Here is a 16,760-nt window from a genome sequence, read left to right as displayed (position 1 = left end):
GGTGAGTCGCATGAATGAATATCAGTTGTATCAATTTCAACGGCGACTCGTAACCTTAGCGGTCGGGTTGCTAATTTATGGTTATACGGGGGCGCGGGGGGTGAGTGCCTTTACGAGTCAGCCACAGAGCTTGTGGTTTTACCCGCAGTTTTGTTTAGCCATCCTCGTGACGAGTGCGCCACACTTACTCTTGATGGCCATCGGTGCGCGGGGGGGCCAAGTTTCCGGTTTGCAAAGTGGAACATCAAAGTACCGGAGTCGGTTCTTCGCGGGTTTCGTGGTCAGTGGTCTACTTTTAATCGGTGTGATAAGTGTCCAGACCCTAACGACGGCGGGAGTTTCGCTTAGTTGGGCGACCATGGGGGTGGTTTGTGACCAAGTGCCGGGGGGATTAGTAGCGATTTTCATTGGCTTGCTGGAATTAAGTTTACTGGCGCCAATTTTACGGCAACTTAGTCAACCGCAAGCCCGGGGGCCCGTTCAAATTGGCATTGGCTGTTATTTAGTCGTACTCAGCCTGGGACCCCTCGCAGGATTCTTTTTAACCGGGAACGTGCCAGCGGTGCGGGGACTATTATTCATCCTGATGGTTCCAATCGATGTCTTGATGGGAGCGTGGATCAGTCGCGGCAGCTGGCAAAACTGGTTAACACGGCAACGCTTACTCGGGCTTTGGTTGGGGACGGCCGCCTGCTTCGGGGGAATGCTGGCGGTCAGCATGTACGCCGTTAATTTGAACCATAATTACGATTTGATCTTGACGCAACCATTTACGCAGAGTTTACAATTTTTACCGTGCGTCACGATTGGCCTAACCGTCGCGGTGCGGCAACTCAACCGGCCACTACGCGCACCGCGACCACATAATTTTTTGGAAGGGGCTTACGGGGTACTGTTAGTGGCCGTGCTATTGCTTGAACCACTAGCTATCGTTGTTCCAGTACTGAGCCCATTGCTAGGTCACTGGCTCGCAACTTGGGTTTGGGTCGGCTTGACGGCTGTCTTTAGTGACTGGTGCGTGCGGTTGCTCCGCCTCTTTCGATGTTTTCGGTGGGGACTACCAAATTTATTTAAGTGAGGGGGACTTAAATGCGCCGACAAATTGAATGGGTCAACGTTGCCCGCGGCATCGCGATTTTAGCGGTGATCGTGGGCCATACGCTAGGACCTTATACCGGTCAGCGGTTCGGAAGTATTATTTTTGCGGTCCACATGCCGATTTTCTTTATTTTAAGTGGTTATTTGCACCACCAACGGCCACCGCGCCAAGCGCTACGACACGACGCACCAACGTTGTTGTTACCGTACGCGGCGACTGGGGGCGTCTTAATCGTTTTAAATTGGTTGGCCCAACGCCTACCGGCTAATCCGCTCCTAACAACGTATTTTCCGAATGGCCGGCACGCGGTCCTAGCGATTTTATACGGGGCCGGGTCGCCGGTTTTTGGGACTGGTCGCTTGCACGTCCAACCAGTGGGGGCTATCTGGTTTTTACTGTGTTTACTACTTGCAAAGCAGCTTTTTAACGCAATTTTGCAACTAACGCATGACTGGCGGCAACCGTTGTTCATACGCGTATTATTAATTGGCGGTTGTGGAATCCTTGGTGGCTGGCTAGGCCTGCACATTTACCTGCCATGGGCGCTCAACGCTGCCTTACTGGCTCAAGTATTTCTGTACGCGGGTTATTTAATTCGGCAAACGAAGCTGTTGCAACGCTTAAGTGACTGGTGGCAACTGCTGTGGGTCACCTTATGGGCCGGTAGTGCGCTTCAAGGCTATTTTTTGATGACGATTCCACGGGCGCCGCACCTCGTGATTGCGGTTGCCGGGGGAATTGGCGGGAGCCTCGTTTTGATTCGGCTCAGTCAACTCGCTTGTCATTGGCAGAGCAGTTGGCCAGTTCAAGCGCTGATTAAGTGTGGCCGTGGCTCGTTGATTATTTTATGTTTCCACCTCGTTGACCTGAACGTCATCGGCTTGGAAGGGTGGCTGTACGGCCACCTCTTACCCATGACCGGACCGCTTGTGGCGACGGTGGTGGGGATCAGTTACCGGACGCTCTTTGCGCTCGGCTGGCTGGTCGTGGTACCGCACTTACCAATGCTGCGGGTTTGTTTTTATCCGCGGCGATACTTGGCGCGGACCGACTAAATGCGTTGCATTTAGTCGGTTGTATAAAACTGGTAATAATTAGTTATTAAATAATCGAGTTAGGACCATAGTAAGTTAAGTGGCGATTAGATTAGCTGGCGCCGCCAGCTAGTCGTTAACGTGGTATATTAAATCCAGATTACCAGAGGGGGACTGGCACATGAAAGTAGAAGTATACGTAGCGGCGCATAAACCGTATCAAATGCCGCTCGATGAAACTTATCAACCAATTTTTGTGGGGGCGGCAATCAATGGGGCGTTGCCGCACGACTACCAAGCTGATAACGAGGGCGCCAACATTTCGGCGAAAAATCCGAACTTTAACGAGTTGACCGCGCTGTACTGGATTTGGAAGCACAGTGACGCTGACGTGAAGGGGCTAGTTCAGTACCGGCGCTACCTAGCCTGGAACCCGAAGGCCCGCTTGAGCGGTTTGCTGACGGCGGCTGAAATTACTCAGTTATTAAAAACGAAGGACGTCATTGTCCCTAAGAAGCGCCACTATTACATTGAAACCAACTATTCACATTATATTCACGCCCATCATCAAGAACCCTTGGACGTGCTTCGCCAAGTGGTCGCGGAAACGCAAGCCGACTACTTACCGGCGTACGATAAGGTGATGCACCGCACGTCGGCGCACATGTTTAACATGTTGATCATGCCGGCCAAGCATTTTGACGCCTACGCGGCTTGGTTATTCGACTGCCTATTTGAGGTGGAACGGCGCGTTGATATTTCGAACTACGACGCCCGTGAAGCTAGGGTTTTCGGGTACTTATCAGAATTACTGTTAGACGTCTGGTTAATGACCAATCATTTAAGTTGTGCGGAGGTTCCGGTAATGTACATGGAACCACAACAATTGCCGGCTAAGGTCTACAACTTGTTGAAGCGGAAATTCTTGCCGCGGGCGGTTAAGAAGACGCACTTTTAGCGTCGCGTGTGTGCGGGCTAGTACTTTTTGGTCTGAGGGTTAGTCTAATTAGCTGCTGAATGCGCTTTGAGCGTCTAGCAGCTGGTACAGTACCGCAAAGTTAATGAGACCAAGCACGATGTGATTATTATCATTCGAAGACGAAAAAAACTGTGATGAAAATCACAGTTTTTTTGATTACTAGCGTTGTTTTAAAGCCTTAATACTAGCGAAGATTGGTGGCCGTAAAACGAACAGCAATCCCACGTAGATCACCATCCCGAGTACAATTTGAAAGGCGAGGGTGATGGGCCTAACCGCCATGGTCGTGTTTAAGCGGTAAACGACCGTAAACATTGTTATTCCAGCTAACCAGTACTTCCAACTCCCCCGACTAAGCTGGTGCCAGCTTAAGTCCTGACGAGTCACCCAGAGTTGGTAGCCGGTCACGCAGGCTTCCGAAATCAAGGTAGCCAACATCGAACCGTGAACGCCCCAGACAATGATCAACGGTACGTTACAAATGATATTAACAACCGCACCAATCGTGACTGAAATCGTATAGGTCTTAGTCTGACGGGTCGGTAAGAGGTATTGTTGACCAAGCACGTTACTCATCCCAATTAGGACGATTACCGGCGCTTCAACCATCAACAACGTATCGACGGTTGCAAACTGACGGCCGAAAAACAACGGGGCCAGGGTGGTTGCGACCGCGGCAATCCCGAAGGTCATCGGAATGGCGATGCACAGTACGAAGTCAAACGACTTATAAAGGTAGCGTTTGACTTGATCGAGCTTCTTTTTCACGAATAGGTTGGCGATGTGTGGTAGCATAACGGTCCCCGTCGCGGTCACCAGCGCCAACACCAGTTTGACGAGTTTATCCGAATAATCATAGAACCCGGCCGCTGTAACTGAATCCAGCTTCCACAGCATGGTTTTGTTTAATGCTAAGTAGACGGTGGTTGCGATTTGCGGGATAAACAGGGCCAGTGACGGTCGTAAGTGCCGTAAACAGTGCAACGTGGCCCAATTTGGCCGGTGAACGAGCCGCTTTAAGTACGGCCAGAGAGTTAAGTTTCCCAGTACTTGTGAGCCAGCTAAAATTAAAATGTAGATGCCAGTATCGTTAGCGGTCTTGACGAAGGTGAAAATGGCAATCAACGAAATGATTTTTACGAAAGTGTTGCGGACGACCGTTTTCTTGAAGTCTTCCAATCCCATAAAGAACCAAGAGATGTCGAAGGCTCCGGCCACAATATAAAAAGATTGATAAAAGAAATAAAGTCGAAATTGATGCTCCCGACTGAGGAAGACCAGAAAGGCAAGGTAGGCGCAACTAATCGTGATGAACTGTAATATTTCAATTTCCCAAAAGGTTTGCGATCTTTTTTGCGGATCATCGCGAATAAAGGCAATTTCGCGGTTACCGTAGATCGTAATGCCAACCGTTCCAAACAGTAAAAAGTAGGTAATGACGGAATTGGTTGAGGCGTTAATGCCGACGCCAGTGGGCCCTAGTACCCGTGAAATGTAGGGCACCGTGAGTAACGGTGTCAATAAAATCAGGACGTTGTAGCCCGCAGTGTAAAAGTAATTTTTAATCAGACGCATAACCAAACCCCTAGTTTCAATTAGGTACTCACCGTTGAAGTCTTCAACGATCAATTCATTGTAGCATAGGCCGCGCGGGGGTTGGTAGCTTAGAAAATTGGCTGGGGTGCAATATTAACAAACTTGTTAGATTATCTAAAGACTATTAATAATTGGTAAATACGGCTGGATATTACTATTTTTGTTAAAAATATTATGTAACAATCAAGGTAATTCAATGCGAACGGATTGATTTGCAGGAATCGTACTTGGCAGTCGATGAAGCCAAATCTTAATTTCACAGTTGAGATTACGGGGTGGGGGCGTGAGCTCAAATCGATACTACGCTCCAAGAACCAAAAAAATCCGGCAACGCAGTAGCGTTACCGGATCGAACGGGTGTTAATAAGCCCCATTTGGTTTAAACATGATGACAACGGTCTTCAAGATGACGTACAAGTCAAACGACACACTCCGTTTAGAAATGTAGGTGAGGTCGATCTTAACCATTTCGTCGAAGCCGACACTGTTCCGAACGGTTGCTTGCCATAAACCGGTACAACCGGGTTTAACGGCTAAGCGTTGTTTATCGTACGGCGTGTATTCTTCAACTTCGCGTGGCAGCGGCGGCCGCGGACCCACTAAGCTCATTTGACCGAGTAGGACGTTTAGGAGTTGCGGTAGTTCGTCAATACTGTACTTCCGGATAAAATGACCAACCTTTGTAATCCGGGGATCGTCGTGCATTTTGAACATGGCGCCGTCAACTTCGTTATCTTTTAATAATTGTGCGAGTAGCTCATCAGCGTTTGAAACCATTGAGCGAAATTTATACATTTTGAAAGGACGTTGTCCTTCGCCCAAGCGGATTTGTGAATAAAACACGCTCCCCTTAGGATCTTCCACTTTAATCGCGATGGCCACGACTAGGAACAGTGGCGATAAAATAACCAGACCAAGTAGACTGGCAACAAAATCGAAGACCCGCTTGATAAAGCGGTAGCCGTAACGTTTATGTTGCATACTGATGTCAATTGTGATTGGTCGTATTTCTCGTTCTTTGTATTCCATAAATAACACCCTGTGCTCCTTTTAAAATTTCCCCCATGATCGTCGGTACGACTACGATAGGTTCAAGTCGCAATTGTACCCCAAAAAAGCAAACCGACGACGCTAATCTATACATTGTAAAGTAAAATTAGATTAAAGTAAACGTTGATTGCTAAATTCCATAAACCGACCATTTAAGCTCATTATACCAAAATTTTGTTAGGAAAAAAGGCCTATTTTTATAAGAAGAGATTTCAAGTTATTGATAGTAAAACCAAATGGTACTTAACCGTTCACCCAATAACTTACCAGTATTTGGTGGGATTTCAATTAATTACGAGAGCTAGCCCGACACTTTAAAAGAACTTAATAAAAGCCGGGTTTGGATACTAAACTAAAGCTGGATAGTATTTTAGTGAGAATCATGAGCGCCACCTTAGGATTTCCGTTTCTCGGTGTTTTTTTGATCAGTTTCACGCTACAATAAGAACGGATAAACTCTGAGTAAAGGATGTCGCGACCATGAATGACGATTGGATTAACGTTTTTCCGGCGGACTATAATAGTTCGTACCATTTGATCTTAAAGCGGGGGACCGAACACTTCGCTTACTACTATTTTAAGTTGGATAAGCTTGACCAACGAATCATCTTTTACGATGACGTCGAACGGACCGGGATTTCAATTAAGACACAGATTACGCGAAACTTTATGCGCAGTTTGATTCAGGCCCTCGACTGGCACCCGGTGGGGAACAGTATTATCGTTGAAATTTATAATTTACAACAAACGGCGACCCGGGCGACTCGGCTCGCCTGTGATATCTAAAACATCAGCGGAGCTGAGACGCGAACGTCCCAACCCCGCTGGTAGTAGTAGTGGCTTAAATTATTGCTTTGGTGCTTCGATCACGGGTGTTTCAACGGTTTCCACGTACTTCGCTGCGAGTGGTTCGGCGAGCAAGTTTTCACCGTTCTTACTAAAAAGTTTGGCAGTGACTAGGTCGGCCATGGCTTGTTGAACGACGGCGGGTGCTAAATTGTCGTTAGCGTAGTGGACCTTGAAGTGGTGCACCTTGTTTTGGCTGGTTTTAAAGCTCAAGTCTAAAGTTTTCATTTAATGACTCCTCCTTAAAGGGCTAGTTATTCAGCGGCTGCGCGGGTGTATTCGGTCGTGTCGGCTAAGTTGATCAGGAACAGGGAGTTGCCAGTTAACGTTTCTAAAACCTTGCTAAAAATGGCAATTTGTTCAGCGGTCACACCTTGATTAACGTTGGTGAAGGTTTGCTTCCGCAATTCACCGTTGTCGTTTTCCGTCTGAACGTTAAGGGCTGCTTTTAACCAAAAGTTTGTCATGGGTCATTCCTCCTAAAGGGTTTGTTGTAGGCTGGCCAGCTTACATTAATACAGACGGTTGAGCAGGCCAATTTGTGCACCTCATTGCAAAACTTTTTTGAAAAAGTCGCGGAACCGCATCCCAGGGGCTAAGTCCGGTTGCGATTTAGGTGCGGTGGTAATCCTGATACAGTTGGTGGGCTTTCTTAAGTAAACCGCTACGCCAGTAATAAACGGTCCGGCGGCTGACCCCGTAAGTCCGCATGATGGCGCTAACCGGCTGATCAGCGAGCAAGCCTTCCGTTAAGAAAATCCGTTCGCCGGGGCGCGCCTGAGCGTAAAGTTGCGTTAGCAACGTTTCTAATTCCATGTGCTGTTCCTGGTGGTGCATCGGGTCAACCGTCACGGTGGCGGCGTTATCGAGGTCGAGCTGGTGCTGGGTGCGTAGCGTTTGCTTGCGCAGGTAATCCAGGGTGCGCCACTTGATCAACCGGAAGGCGAACTGGCGAAACTCTGCCAAGTTGGCCGGTAGCTCCGGTTCGAAGTTTTGGTAGGCTGCTAGCCAGGTCAGGTGTGCGACGGTCACGCAGTCTTCGAATTGCGGGTGGTAGCGGGTGACGTGGGCGGCTTTCAGCGCGCCGTAAAGTAGGCGTTGGTGCTCGGGTTCGGCAAGCAGTTGAAAAGCAAGTTGGTTATCGAGACGGTCAGTTCGCATGGTTGGACACCTCATTAATTGGATTCCTCGGCCAAGGTTGAGTCTAAGGATAGTCGCTGGGAAGCTGGCGGGCGAGGTGGAATCTTGGGGTGTCAAAGCGACATTTTCGTTTAGTTATTAACGGTTACATTAGAATTGTTCAAATCAAGATAAAATACTTTTCAGTTACTACGTTCTACTGATAAAATAAGTTTGTATTGATTATCGGCATGGAATATTAGTTCAAAATATTAATTTACTAATATAGTTGATTGATACAAACTAAAACTGAAGGGACTTTTGCCAATGAATAATGCTTGGAACGAGTTACCAAATTATATTAATTTGTTAGCACCACTGTCAATGATCAAATTTGCCCGTTGTGAAGACCACGTGACTTTACAACTTTCACGGACAATATTACTCCTTGACATTTCTAATCATTCTGAGCACTATCAAGCATTAATTTTTGACACGGAGCGGGGACTCATGATGACGCCGCAATCGACGAATCAATTAATTAGACAAGTCCAGCATAATCTTCACGCGGAACAGGCCCGCTTAGTTCGGCGGGCTGCGAGTGAACTCGGTCATTCGAATCGTAAACTACCAATCGTTCACTTGAAGGACATTTTAATGCCGTTGACTGCGACTAGCCGTGGAAAAACGAGTTGGCTAAATCTGCGGTTTTTGACGGGAACCGCCGAGCACGCAGATTACTTAGCATTATACTTGGAAAATGGCTTAACGTTGCGGACCGACTTCCGCAGGCAGTCATTTAAGCAACAGGTGCGGCGCGCAGAAGAGATTGCCGCGCACGTCCAAAAGCAACTTAATCGGCAGCCTTCAATTGCCTTATCGCAATGTCCGGCGCCACACGCCTTACCCGTTAAACTGGCCATTGAATTATACATGGCGTTTGGCAAGGCGTTCTGTCAATATGCAGATTTACCGTATACGGACAAAGATATTTTGAATCTGGTCAAAAAGTTCTTAGGCGGTGACGGGCAATTGCTCTAAACGCTCATTCGGGTTAAACTTGATTTAATTGGACAACCTAGGTTGTCACTCAAACCGCCACTGGCAACAGTTGGCGGTTTTTCATCAACTCGCTCGGTAGGTTGCGAGCTTTGAAAGGATAATTCGATGACTAAAAAAATTACTAAGATTGTCGCCCAGAAACGGCCGGGGCGCTTCAACGTCTTTTTAGACGATCAGTACGCCTTCCCGATTAGTGAGTCGGTCATGATCAAGTACCGGGTTTTTAAGGGGATGGAAGTCGACGACCAGCTCAAAGCAGAATTGATTGCGGCTGACGACGTTGCGAAGGCTTACAGCCGGGCACTCGACTACCTCAGTCACCAACTTCGCACCGAAAAGGAAGTCCACGACAAGTTACGCGACGAAGACTTGGACGACGCCGTGATTGAGCAGACGCTGGCCCAACTACGCGGGATGCACTTATTGGACGACCAGCAGTATGCTGACGCCTACGTCCGCACCGCCAAACGCACCAGTGACAAGGGCCCTCGCGTCATCCGTCAAAAACTTCGTCAAAAGGGGGTCGGCGAGCAACTGATCGACGACGCGTTGGCCGGCCAGTTCAGTTTGGACGAACAAATCGAAAACGCCACGGCGGCGGCCACTAAATTGGCCCGCCATTATCACCGGCAAGCGTTTAAGACCCTTTTACAAAAGGTCCGGCAGGGGTTGATGACTAAGGGCTTTGGCAACGACGTCATTAGCGCCGCGCTGGATCAACTGACGCTTGAGCCGGACCCCGACGAACAGTGGCAAGCGCTCGTTGAACAGGGCACCCGCCTGTGGCGCCGCAACCGCAAATACGCCTTTGCCGAGCGCGCACTGCGAACCAAGCGCAGCCTCTATCAAAAGGGCTTTCTAATGGACGATATCAACCGTTTTATCGATCAACAAAGTACCGAAGCGTAAAAGCGACAAATCACTTCCCGCCTGGCCTAAAAATCTGTTATAATGTTTAGTGAATTTCGATTAAATTTTACCCTGTGTTTTAGAAAGTGGGTTAATCATGGCGCGCGAAGCTAAAGGACCTAAGGAAGGCGACTTCGTTACGATCAAAAGCTATAAGCACGACGGAAGTTTACATCGAACTTGGCGCGATACAATGGTACTCAAAACAAGCGAGAACGTCTTAATTGGTTGCAACGATCACACACTGGTCACCGAAGATGATGGCCGCCGGTGGGTGACCCGCGAACCGGCAATCGTTTATTTTCATAAGCATTATTGGTTTAATATCGTGGCGATGATTCGCGATAACGGCGTTTCATATTATTGCAACTTAGCGTCACCATACGTTTTAGATAAAGAGGCGTTGAAGTACATCGATTATGACCTCGACGTCAAAGTTTTTCCGGATGGTGAACGGCGGTTGCTCGATGTGGACGAGTACGAAGAGCACGGGGCGCAGTGGCAATACTCCGCGGAAACGGATCGGATCTTAAAGGCCAACGTTAAGGTGTTGGTCGATTGGATCAAGCACAAAAAAGGCCCGTTCTCACAAGCGTACATCGACATCTGGTACAGTCGTTATCAGGAATTGTCACGTCGGCAATAGTTCTGCTGGCGGATGCCAGTAGCGTAATTAAGCACCGTAAATGAGGTTGTGACTGTGGTCACAGCCTCATTTGTATCTCTGCAATATCGTGGAAATGTGTTCCAGACCAACCCGCTTGAACTTCACACTTTTTAACACTAGTTGCGTTTCTACTTTCTTTTCGCTAAGCTATTACAAACGAGGTGAAAGCATGGCTTTTTTAAAGTTAGATAATGGGGAACTACTGAAAAACATTCGCCGCTTCGCGAAAAAAAACGGCTTAACGCTAGCGGAAGTGGCGACGCTGGCCGGCCTTAGCGCGAGTGCCATTTATAGTTGGAAGAAACACACGCCGTCCGTTGGCACGCTCAAAGAGGTCGCCCAAGTTTTGGGGACGAGTTACACCAAACTCGTTGGTAAGGAACGCGAACCAAGTCCGAAGCGCGCCACTAAGGTGGCTGTTGACCTTAAAAAAGTCGTGGAGAACAAGAAGAATCAGTTTGAATACGACGGTCAGCCGATTACACCGGAACAACTCAAAATTATTCGCAACGTCTTAAAGTCGATGTTCAAGACGCCGCGGCGTTAAGAATTCGTTATGAGTGGGCGAAATTAATGCAAAGTTAAGCAGATTCGTGTACAATATTGGTCAGTTATTGTAATTGAAGATAAGTACTCCGCTTGCCAAGTTAATCAAGTGGTAAGCCGTAAACGGATTGGGAGGTGGGTGAATGAAAAAAGTCACCACAACGTTGGCAAAGAAAAATATTAACCAACTGTTAACGATCGTAAATCAGGGCCATGATACTATTGAGGTGGAAAATCCCAATACCCAAGATTCAGCGGTCATGGTCAGCATGAAGGACTGGCTCCAAATCGTCAGTCAATTGGCCAAAACGAACCACCACGACATGGAATTTAGTTAATTAAACCGGTGCGCCACTCGGGAGACGGCTCCCAGCGGCGCCTTTTTTATTCCTGTACAATACTGGAAATAATCAGAAAATTAAATTAATTATCTAACGGATGAATTTTTTGAAATGATGCGGTTGATTCGTGAGTGATGGCTAGGTACATCATCCGACGCGACTGACTATAATGATATTAATCTATGAACTTTGGGGGAAGTACGGATGCAAGCACGGATACGACAACTAGGAACGCACCGCTGGGTGGTGAACGGGGTGTTAATCGCAATGATGGTCTTGATTGGCCTCTTGGCGATTGCGCCTGGACGCCACGGCATGATTGTGGCGGATGGCGACTTCATTTACCATTTAAATCGCGTTGAGGCTTTCCGCCAATCAATTGTCGCCCACCAAGGATTTAGTCTACGTAATTTTGTGACTTTCAATCAAATTGGGGTGGCGAATAACTACTTTTACCCGTACGTCTTTATGTGGTTAGCGGCTTGGCCGTTTGTTTGGTTCAGTGACCCCATTACGGCTTATTACGTGGATCTGTTCCTTTTAACCATGCTGACAATTTTAATTACCTACGTTTGCACGTGGCTGTTTACACGGAACCGGTTTGAAAGTGGCCTTGTCACCGTCCTATACGTCACCGGGCCGTACCACGTTGTCATTGCTTATCAGCACGCCGTCTTTGCGGAAGCGCTCGGGTTTGCGTTGATTCCGTTGTCCTTTTTGGGCGCATACCGCTGGCTACGGGCGCCTAAGCGGGCGTGGTGGCTCGTAGCCGTTGCCTTAGCACTAACGACCTACGCCCATCTGATCAGCTTATTGTTTGAAATTGGGTTACTAACCGCACTCTATCTAGGGACGCTAGCTAAAGAAAACCGCCGGGGCGTCCGCTTTGTGAGTGGTCTGAAGATGGTCGCCCTTTATTTATTGCTGACGGCCTTTTTCTGGGTGCCGTTTATGCAACAATGGGCGACTACGGCGATTCAAACGACGGTCAGGCTACCACAAGTGGCGTGGCTCAACGACTTTGGTAGTTTACTAGTGTTAATGGCCAACAACGGCTCGGCCAACGGGTTGGTTGCTAATCCGGGCTGGTTTGCGTTAGTCGCGCTGGGTTTAATTGCCCTGACTTGGCGGCGGTTAGATCGTTGGTACCGCGGGATGGCAGTCATCGGCATGGGACTACTGGTACTATCAACCTCGCTATTTCCGTGGTACGCGTTGCCGCTCGCGCTTCAAAACGTGATTCAATTTCCGTACCGCTTATATAGTTTAGTCAGTTTCTGCCTAATAGTGGCGGGAGTTCGGGCGTTGGCGTTATTAGCGCAGCGTTTTTCCCAATCAGGGCACTACTGGTCAAATCGACAACTCGTAGGTGCCGCCGTCATCGGCTTTAGTCTGATGACTTTTGTCGGCCTTCTAAAAGTCAACAACTTACAGGCCGCCCAGTCAACTCCGTACACCGCGGTCAAACGGCCAACTTTGAAACACGCTTTCAACGTGCGGTTCAAACTCGATCGCCATAATTTTCGGACCCTGTTCGTCGCACCACGCAAGTTTTTTGGCACGATCGATTACGCGCCGCAAGTGACGTGGCAAGGCAATCATCAGGACACGCTGATTACCCACAAAGTCCTAAACGGTCGCCAACGCGTTGCTAGTCAGATGGATGCAAACGTGCGGCGTGTCCGTTACCAATTTAAGTTGAAACGGGCGGCCCAAGTAGACGTTCCGGTCTTGCATTACGGCAATGAAACGGTGCGGCTCAACGGCCGCGTCGTACAGGCAACCCAAAGCAAGCGGGGGAGCACGTTAGTTGTGGCTAAAGCCGGTCACAACGTCGTAACGGTCAGGGCACCACTGCCACTGACATGGAAAATTTTGACGCCAATCGCTGGGTTAACTTGGCTTAGCATATTAGGAATTGCTGGTTGGCAGTGGCGAAAGCGGACGTTATTGAAAACATCAATTTAGAGTAAGTTAAGAAGGGCGCCATCACGCTGATTGAATGCGTGGTGGCGTCCTTTTTAGATGGTGGAACTTTTTTAGCGGGCTTGTTATTTTGGTTGTGCTTTAGGTTTGTGGTAACTGGCTGTTTGCTTTACAGTTTTATAGCCGAAACGTGCTCATGCCAGACTGGCCTTACGGTTAGCTACACAAAGGGCCATATGCACAACCCGCATACAGCCCTTTGTTAGGCTAATCCTCAGACCAACCCGTCTGGAATTCGCACTCTTGAGTGAAACGTGTTCAACCAAGCCCTCTGCGCTTGCTACGCTAAGTCGCCATCGCCAAACCCGGGCGATAACGCCTTAGCTAGGCAATGCGTCTTTGCTGCAATATAGCCGAAACGTGTTCGGGCCAGCATGGTCCTGCGGTTAGCTACGCCACCGACACCATGCACAGCTCGCATAGCGCCGGTGGCTAGGCTAATCCTCAGACCAACCCGCTGGCCCTCACACTCTACAAACTCTCCGCAAACTTCGTCTTAATATAATCCGCCGAAATCTGCAACTTCTTCAATTCCTCATCCGTCAAATCCAACTGAATCTGCTCCACAACACCATCACGGCCGACAATCGCCGGGTACGACAAGTACACCCCGTACTCCTCACGGAAATTCGACACCGGCAACTCAGTCAGCGCATCGTTCAAGACCGTGTTCGCCAGCCGGACCGCCGCCGTCGCCACCCCGTAACTCGTGTACTTCTTGCCATGGAACACCTTGAAGCCACCTTCACGGGCCTGCTTATCCAGCTGTTCTAAGTCCAAATGCTTTTGTTCCGCAACTTCGCTAATTGAATGGCCCAAAACGCGAACCGTCGACCAAGCCGTGAACTGCGAATTACCATGTTCACCCAAGTTGTAGCCCGTCACGGACCGCGAGTCGATATTTAACTGGTCCGCAACCGCGTGCTTCATCCGGGCTGAATCCAGTAAGGTTCCCGTCCCGATTACGTGGTTCTTTGGTAAGCCAGTAATTTCTTGGTAAATGGAGGTAATCACGTCAACCGGGTTCGTGATGGCGACGATAATCCCGTTGAAACCACTCGCCTTAATCTTTTGTGCGACGTCCTTAACGGCGGCACTGGTGAAAGGCAATTCGGCAAACCGGTCGTTGTTGGGGTTATCCTGTAACTTGATGTTGCCCAGCGCCGAGATAATGACGTCGGTATCCTTTAGCGCCGCGTAGTCGTTGACGACAATGTTCGTGTGAAACGGCAGGTTCGGCATTGCGTCTTCAAAGTCGATCGCATCGGCGACGACCTTAGCTTCGTTCGGATCAATTAAAACCAGGTCGTCGGCGAAGCCGTTGGCAACAATGTAATGGGCGGCGGTGGACCCGACGTGGCCCATCCCGATAACAGCAATTTTTCGTGACATAAATAGAGGACTCCTTTAAGTTAATGAACGACTAGGGGGTTGCGGTTCCTAGTCATTTTTTAATCATTACTAACTAAATTACCATTATTCTCATAATTTTTAAATGGTTTTTAGCGAAAACGTTGAAATCGTATTCGTCAAATCGGAAATAGGGTATAATTGATGCATTCTTGAAAAGCGAGAGGGGAGGGCGCGCACGTGTTTAAGCGCTTGAAAAATTCCGCGTTAATTTTTTGGTCATTGGAATTATTGATCGTCGCGACCCTAATTTGGGTCTGCACCAACATTGGTTTTCTGTTTCAACCGATTGGCACCTTCCTAAGCGTTGTGTTCATGCCAATTGTCATTTCTGGTTTCTTATTTTACATGCTGAACCCTTTGGTGAAACTCCTGACCCGCGTACATTATAAGCGGTTTCGGATTTCACGAACGGGAGCGGTCGCTATCGTCTTTCTGTTACTGTTAGCGGTATTGGCTTGGGGCGCAATGTCCCTGATTCCCCGGTTGATTACCCAGGTGAGTCAGCTGATTTCGAGTTTGCCAACGCTAGCCAACGAGATCCAAAAGGCGGCCACTAAGATGATTAACAATAGTAGCGTACTTCAGAAAGTTGATATTAATAGTTACGTCAACCAGTTCAACGGTGAGTTGAGTAAGTACGCCCAGAACTTTTTGTCGTCGCTATCTAGTAGCATCGTGACCGTTATTTCCACGATTACCAGTGTCACCATCATGGCAATCACGATTCCGGTCGTCCTGTTCTACATGTTAAAAGACAGTGATAAATTTATTCCAGCCATTAGTCGCTTCTTACCTAAGCGGCAACGGCCTGAAATGATTGGGCTGCTACAAAAGATGGGGGATACCATTTCAAGTTATATCGGCGGGCAAGTCATTGAGTGCCTGTTTGTTGGGACGTGTACCGCGATTGGTTACATGCTGATCTCGCAACCGTACGGCTTATTGTTAGCGGTGATTGCGGGACTGGCAAACATCATTCCGTACCTCGGCCCCTACATTGGGATTGCGCCGGCGCTGATCGTGGCGTTTACGCAGTCACCCATTCAGGTGGTCTACGTAGTGATCGTGGTCGTCATCGTACAACAGGTCGACGGGAACTTGATCTATCCCAACATCATTGGGCGCACGTTAAAAATTCACCCGCTGACCATCATTATTTTATTGTTGGCGGCGGGGAACATTGCCGGCATCCTCGGGATGATTTTGGCAATTCCGTTTTACGCGGTCGTGCGAACGGTCGTCATCTATCTGTATAATATGATTGAATTGCGGAACGCGGAGGAGCTGCGGATGCAGACGACCGTGTATCAACCGCAACCGGCGAAGGCGACTAAGCCGACGGAAACTAAGAAGAAAAAGTGAATGCTTTAAATAAGTCTCAAGTCCGATGTGTAATTGGATTTGGGGCTTGTTTTTTGGCTACTTTTTGCTAGCTCGTGCGATCGAATTTATAAAATGTTGTACGAGGTGTAAAAAAATTATTCTGCCGTTGTATGAGTTCTTTATCAGGATAGCGTCTGGGGGCAATTAGGGGAGTACTACTTGATAATGTGGGACGTTAATTGCGTAGCATTCTTATTCCATAAGTACAGTACATCAAAGAATTTATGAAGGGCTTTTTAAAAGTGACACGTTAATAAATAAATTAATATGCTATAATGGACAGAAACATATTGACTTCAGGTCGCAGGGGGATCCATTTTGAAAAAAGTTATTACATACGGGACATTTGATTTATTGCATAAGGGACATATTCGGTTGTTAAAACGCGCGAAGGCGCTCGGCGATCATTTGACGGTTTGTGTTTCTACGGATGAGTTTAACGCTTTAAAGGGGAAAAAGGCTTATACCCCCTACGCAGATCGTAAGTATATTTTAGAAGCAGTTAAATACGTTGATGAAGTGATTCCGGAAAAGAATTGGGATCAGAAAATTAGTGATGTTGTTGATAATGATATTGATATTTTTGTCATGGGCGATGATTGGAAAGGTAAATTTGATTTTCTTAAAGATTATTGCGAAGTTATTTACTTGCCACGTACTGAGGGGATTTCATCCACAAAAATTAAGCACGATCTTGGTATGCAAGTTAATGCCAAATAGAAATTGAGAA

At 48.0% G+C, this 16,760-nt stretch carries 18 protein-coding genes; 12 read left to right on the top strand and 6 right to left on the bottom strand.

The window, feature by feature from the left end; translation table 11 throughout:
* Position 1 precedes the first annotated feature (1 nt).
* From FFM79_RS00220 to FFM79_RS00210, 3 genes are all read left to right on the top strand, one after another.
* Positions 2–1,078 (top strand): hypothetical protein, encoded by a 1,077-nt coding sequence (locus tag FFM79_RS00220; protein WP_137641475.1) that lies wholly within the window; start codon positions 2–4, stop codon positions 1,076–1,078.
* An 11-nt stretch (positions 1,079–1,089) separates the two neighbouring features.
* Positions 1,090–2,154, top strand: coding sequence for an acyltransferase family protein (locus FFM79_RS00215; RefSeq protein ID WP_137641474.1), 1,065 nt, complete (start codon positions 1,090–1,092; stop codon positions 2,152–2,154).
* Positions 2,155–2,314: 160 nt separating this feature from the next.
* The gene (locus tag FFM79_RS00210) at positions 2,315–3,091 is read left to right on the top strand and encodes a DUF4422 domain-containing protein (RefSeq protein ID WP_137641473.1); all 777 of its coding nucleotides are present in this window, start codon (positions 2,315–2,317) and stop codon (positions 3,089–3,091) included.
* Positions 3,092–3,271: 180 nt separating this feature from the next.
* Here FFM79_RS00210 and FFM79_RS00205 read toward each other — a convergent pair whose 3' ends face one another.
* Positions 3,272–4,687: a flippase gene (locus FFM79_RS00205; protein WP_137641472.1), complete on the bottom strand. Its 1,416-nt coding sequence runs from the start codon at positions 4,685–4,687 to the stop codon at positions 3,272–3,274.
* A 381-nt stretch (positions 4,688–5,068) separates the two neighbouring features.
* Positions 5,069–5,737 carry a sugar transferase gene (locus FFM79_RS00200; RefSeq protein ID WP_170177331.1) on the bottom strand — a complete coding sequence of 223 codons (669 nt, stop codon included), beginning with the start codon at positions 5,735–5,737 and terminating at the stop codon, positions 5,069–5,071.
* A 501-nt stretch (positions 5,738–6,238) separates the two neighbouring features.
* Here FFM79_RS00200 and FFM79_RS00195 point away from each other — a divergent pair.
* Entirely contained in the window at positions 6,239–6,544 is a 306-nt protein-coding gene (locus tag FFM79_RS00195) for a hypothetical protein (protein ID WP_137641470.1), read from the top strand.
* A 60-nt stretch (positions 6,545–6,604) separates the two neighbouring features.
* Here FFM79_RS00195 and FFM79_RS00190 read toward each other — a convergent pair whose 3' ends face one another.
* The 3 genes from FFM79_RS00190 to FFM79_RS00180 all read right to left on the bottom strand — a co-directional run bounded on the left by FFM79_RS00190 (position 6,605) and on the right by FFM79_RS00180 (position 7,765).
* Positions 6,605–6,832 carry a DUF2922 domain-containing protein gene (locus FFM79_RS00190; RefSeq protein WP_137641469.1) on the bottom strand — a complete coding sequence of 76 codons (228 nt, stop codon included), beginning with the start codon at positions 6,830–6,832 and terminating at the stop codon, positions 6,605–6,607.
* A gap of 26 nt (positions 6,833–6,858) precedes the next feature.
* Positions 6,859–7,071 (bottom strand): DUF1659 domain-containing protein, encoded by a 213-nt coding sequence (locus FFM79_RS00185; RefSeq protein WP_137641468.1) that lies wholly within the window; start codon positions 7,069–7,071, stop codon positions 6,859–6,861.
* A gap of 145 nt (positions 7,072–7,216) precedes the next feature.
* Entirely contained in the window at positions 7,217–7,765 is a 549-nt protein-coding gene (locus tag FFM79_RS00180; RefSeq protein ID WP_137641467.1) for a sigma-70 RNA polymerase sigma factor region 4 domain-containing protein, read from the bottom strand.
* A 285-nt stretch (positions 7,766–8,050) separates the two neighbouring features.
* On the opposite strand from FFM79_RS00180, the gene FFM79_RS00175 reads away from it, so the two are divergent.
* From FFM79_RS00175 to FFM79_RS00150, 6 genes are all read left to right on the top strand, one after another.
* Positions 8,051–8,764, top strand: a complete 714-nt coding sequence (locus FFM79_RS00175) for a competence protein ComK (protein ID WP_137641466.1) — start codon at positions 8,051–8,053, stop codon at positions 8,762–8,764.
* A gap of 126 nt (positions 8,765–8,890) precedes the next feature.
* Complete coding sequence (recX, locus tag FFM79_RS00170; RefSeq protein ID WP_137641465.1) at positions 8,891–9,694, top strand: recombination regulator RecX; 804 nt, start codon at positions 8,891–8,893, stop codon at positions 9,692–9,694.
* Between the two features lie 97 nt (positions 9,695–9,791).
* Positions 9,792–10,340: a nucleoside tri-diphosphate phosphatase gene (gene ntdP, locus FFM79_RS00165; RefSeq protein ID WP_137641464.1), complete on the top strand. Its 549-nt coding sequence runs from the start codon at positions 9,792–9,794 to the stop codon at positions 10,338–10,340.
* Between the two features lie 190 nt (positions 10,341–10,530).
* Complete coding sequence (locus tag FFM79_RS00160; protein ID WP_137641463.1) at positions 10,531–10,908, top strand: helix-turn-helix domain-containing protein; 378 nt, start codon at positions 10,531–10,533, stop codon at positions 10,906–10,908.
* 142 nt (positions 10,909–11,050) lie between these two features.
* Positions 11,051–11,245, top strand: a complete 195-nt coding sequence (locus FFM79_RS00155) for a type II toxin-antitoxin system Phd/YefM family antitoxin (protein ID WP_137641462.1) — start codon at positions 11,051–11,053, stop codon at positions 11,243–11,245.
* 207 nt (positions 11,246–11,452) lie between these two features.
* Positions 11,453–13,216: a putative glycosyltransferase family protein gene (locus FFM79_RS00150; RefSeq protein WP_137641461.1), complete on the top strand. Its 1,764-nt coding sequence runs from the start codon at positions 11,453–11,455 to the stop codon at positions 13,214–13,216.
* Between the two features lie 489 nt (positions 13,217–13,705).
* Here the strand turns inward: FFM79_RS00150 and FFM79_RS00145 are convergent, their stop codons facing one another.
* Positions 13,706–14,626: an L-lactate dehydrogenase gene (locus tag FFM79_RS00145; RefSeq protein ID WP_137641460.1), complete on the bottom strand. Its 921-nt coding sequence runs from the start codon at positions 14,624–14,626 to the stop codon at positions 13,706–13,708.
* 198 nt (positions 14,627–14,824) lie between these two features.
* Here FFM79_RS00145 and FFM79_RS00140 point away from each other — a divergent pair, with 198 nt between their 5' ends.
* Together FFM79_RS00140 and tagD are read left to right on the top strand one after the other, a co-directional pair.
* Complete coding sequence (locus tag FFM79_RS00140; protein ID WP_137641459.1) at positions 14,825–16,009, top strand: AI-2E family transporter; 1,185 nt, start codon at positions 14,825–14,827, stop codon at positions 16,007–16,009.
* A gap of 339 nt (positions 16,010–16,348) precedes the next feature.
* Positions 16,349–16,750 (top strand): glycerol-3-phosphate cytidylyltransferase, encoded by a 402-nt coding sequence (tagD, locus tag FFM79_RS00135; protein WP_137641458.1) that lies wholly within the window; start codon positions 16,349–16,351, stop codon positions 16,748–16,750.
* Positions 16,751–16,760: the final 10 nt, after the last annotated feature.

The organism is Lactiplantibacillus modestisalitolerans, assembly GCF_005405425.1.
Classification (GTDB): domain Bacteria; phylum Bacillota; class Bacilli; order Lactobacillales; family Lactobacillaceae; genus Lactiplantibacillus; species Lactiplantibacillus modestisalitolerans.
This window is presented reverse-complemented; position numbering and strand designations above follow the sequence as displayed.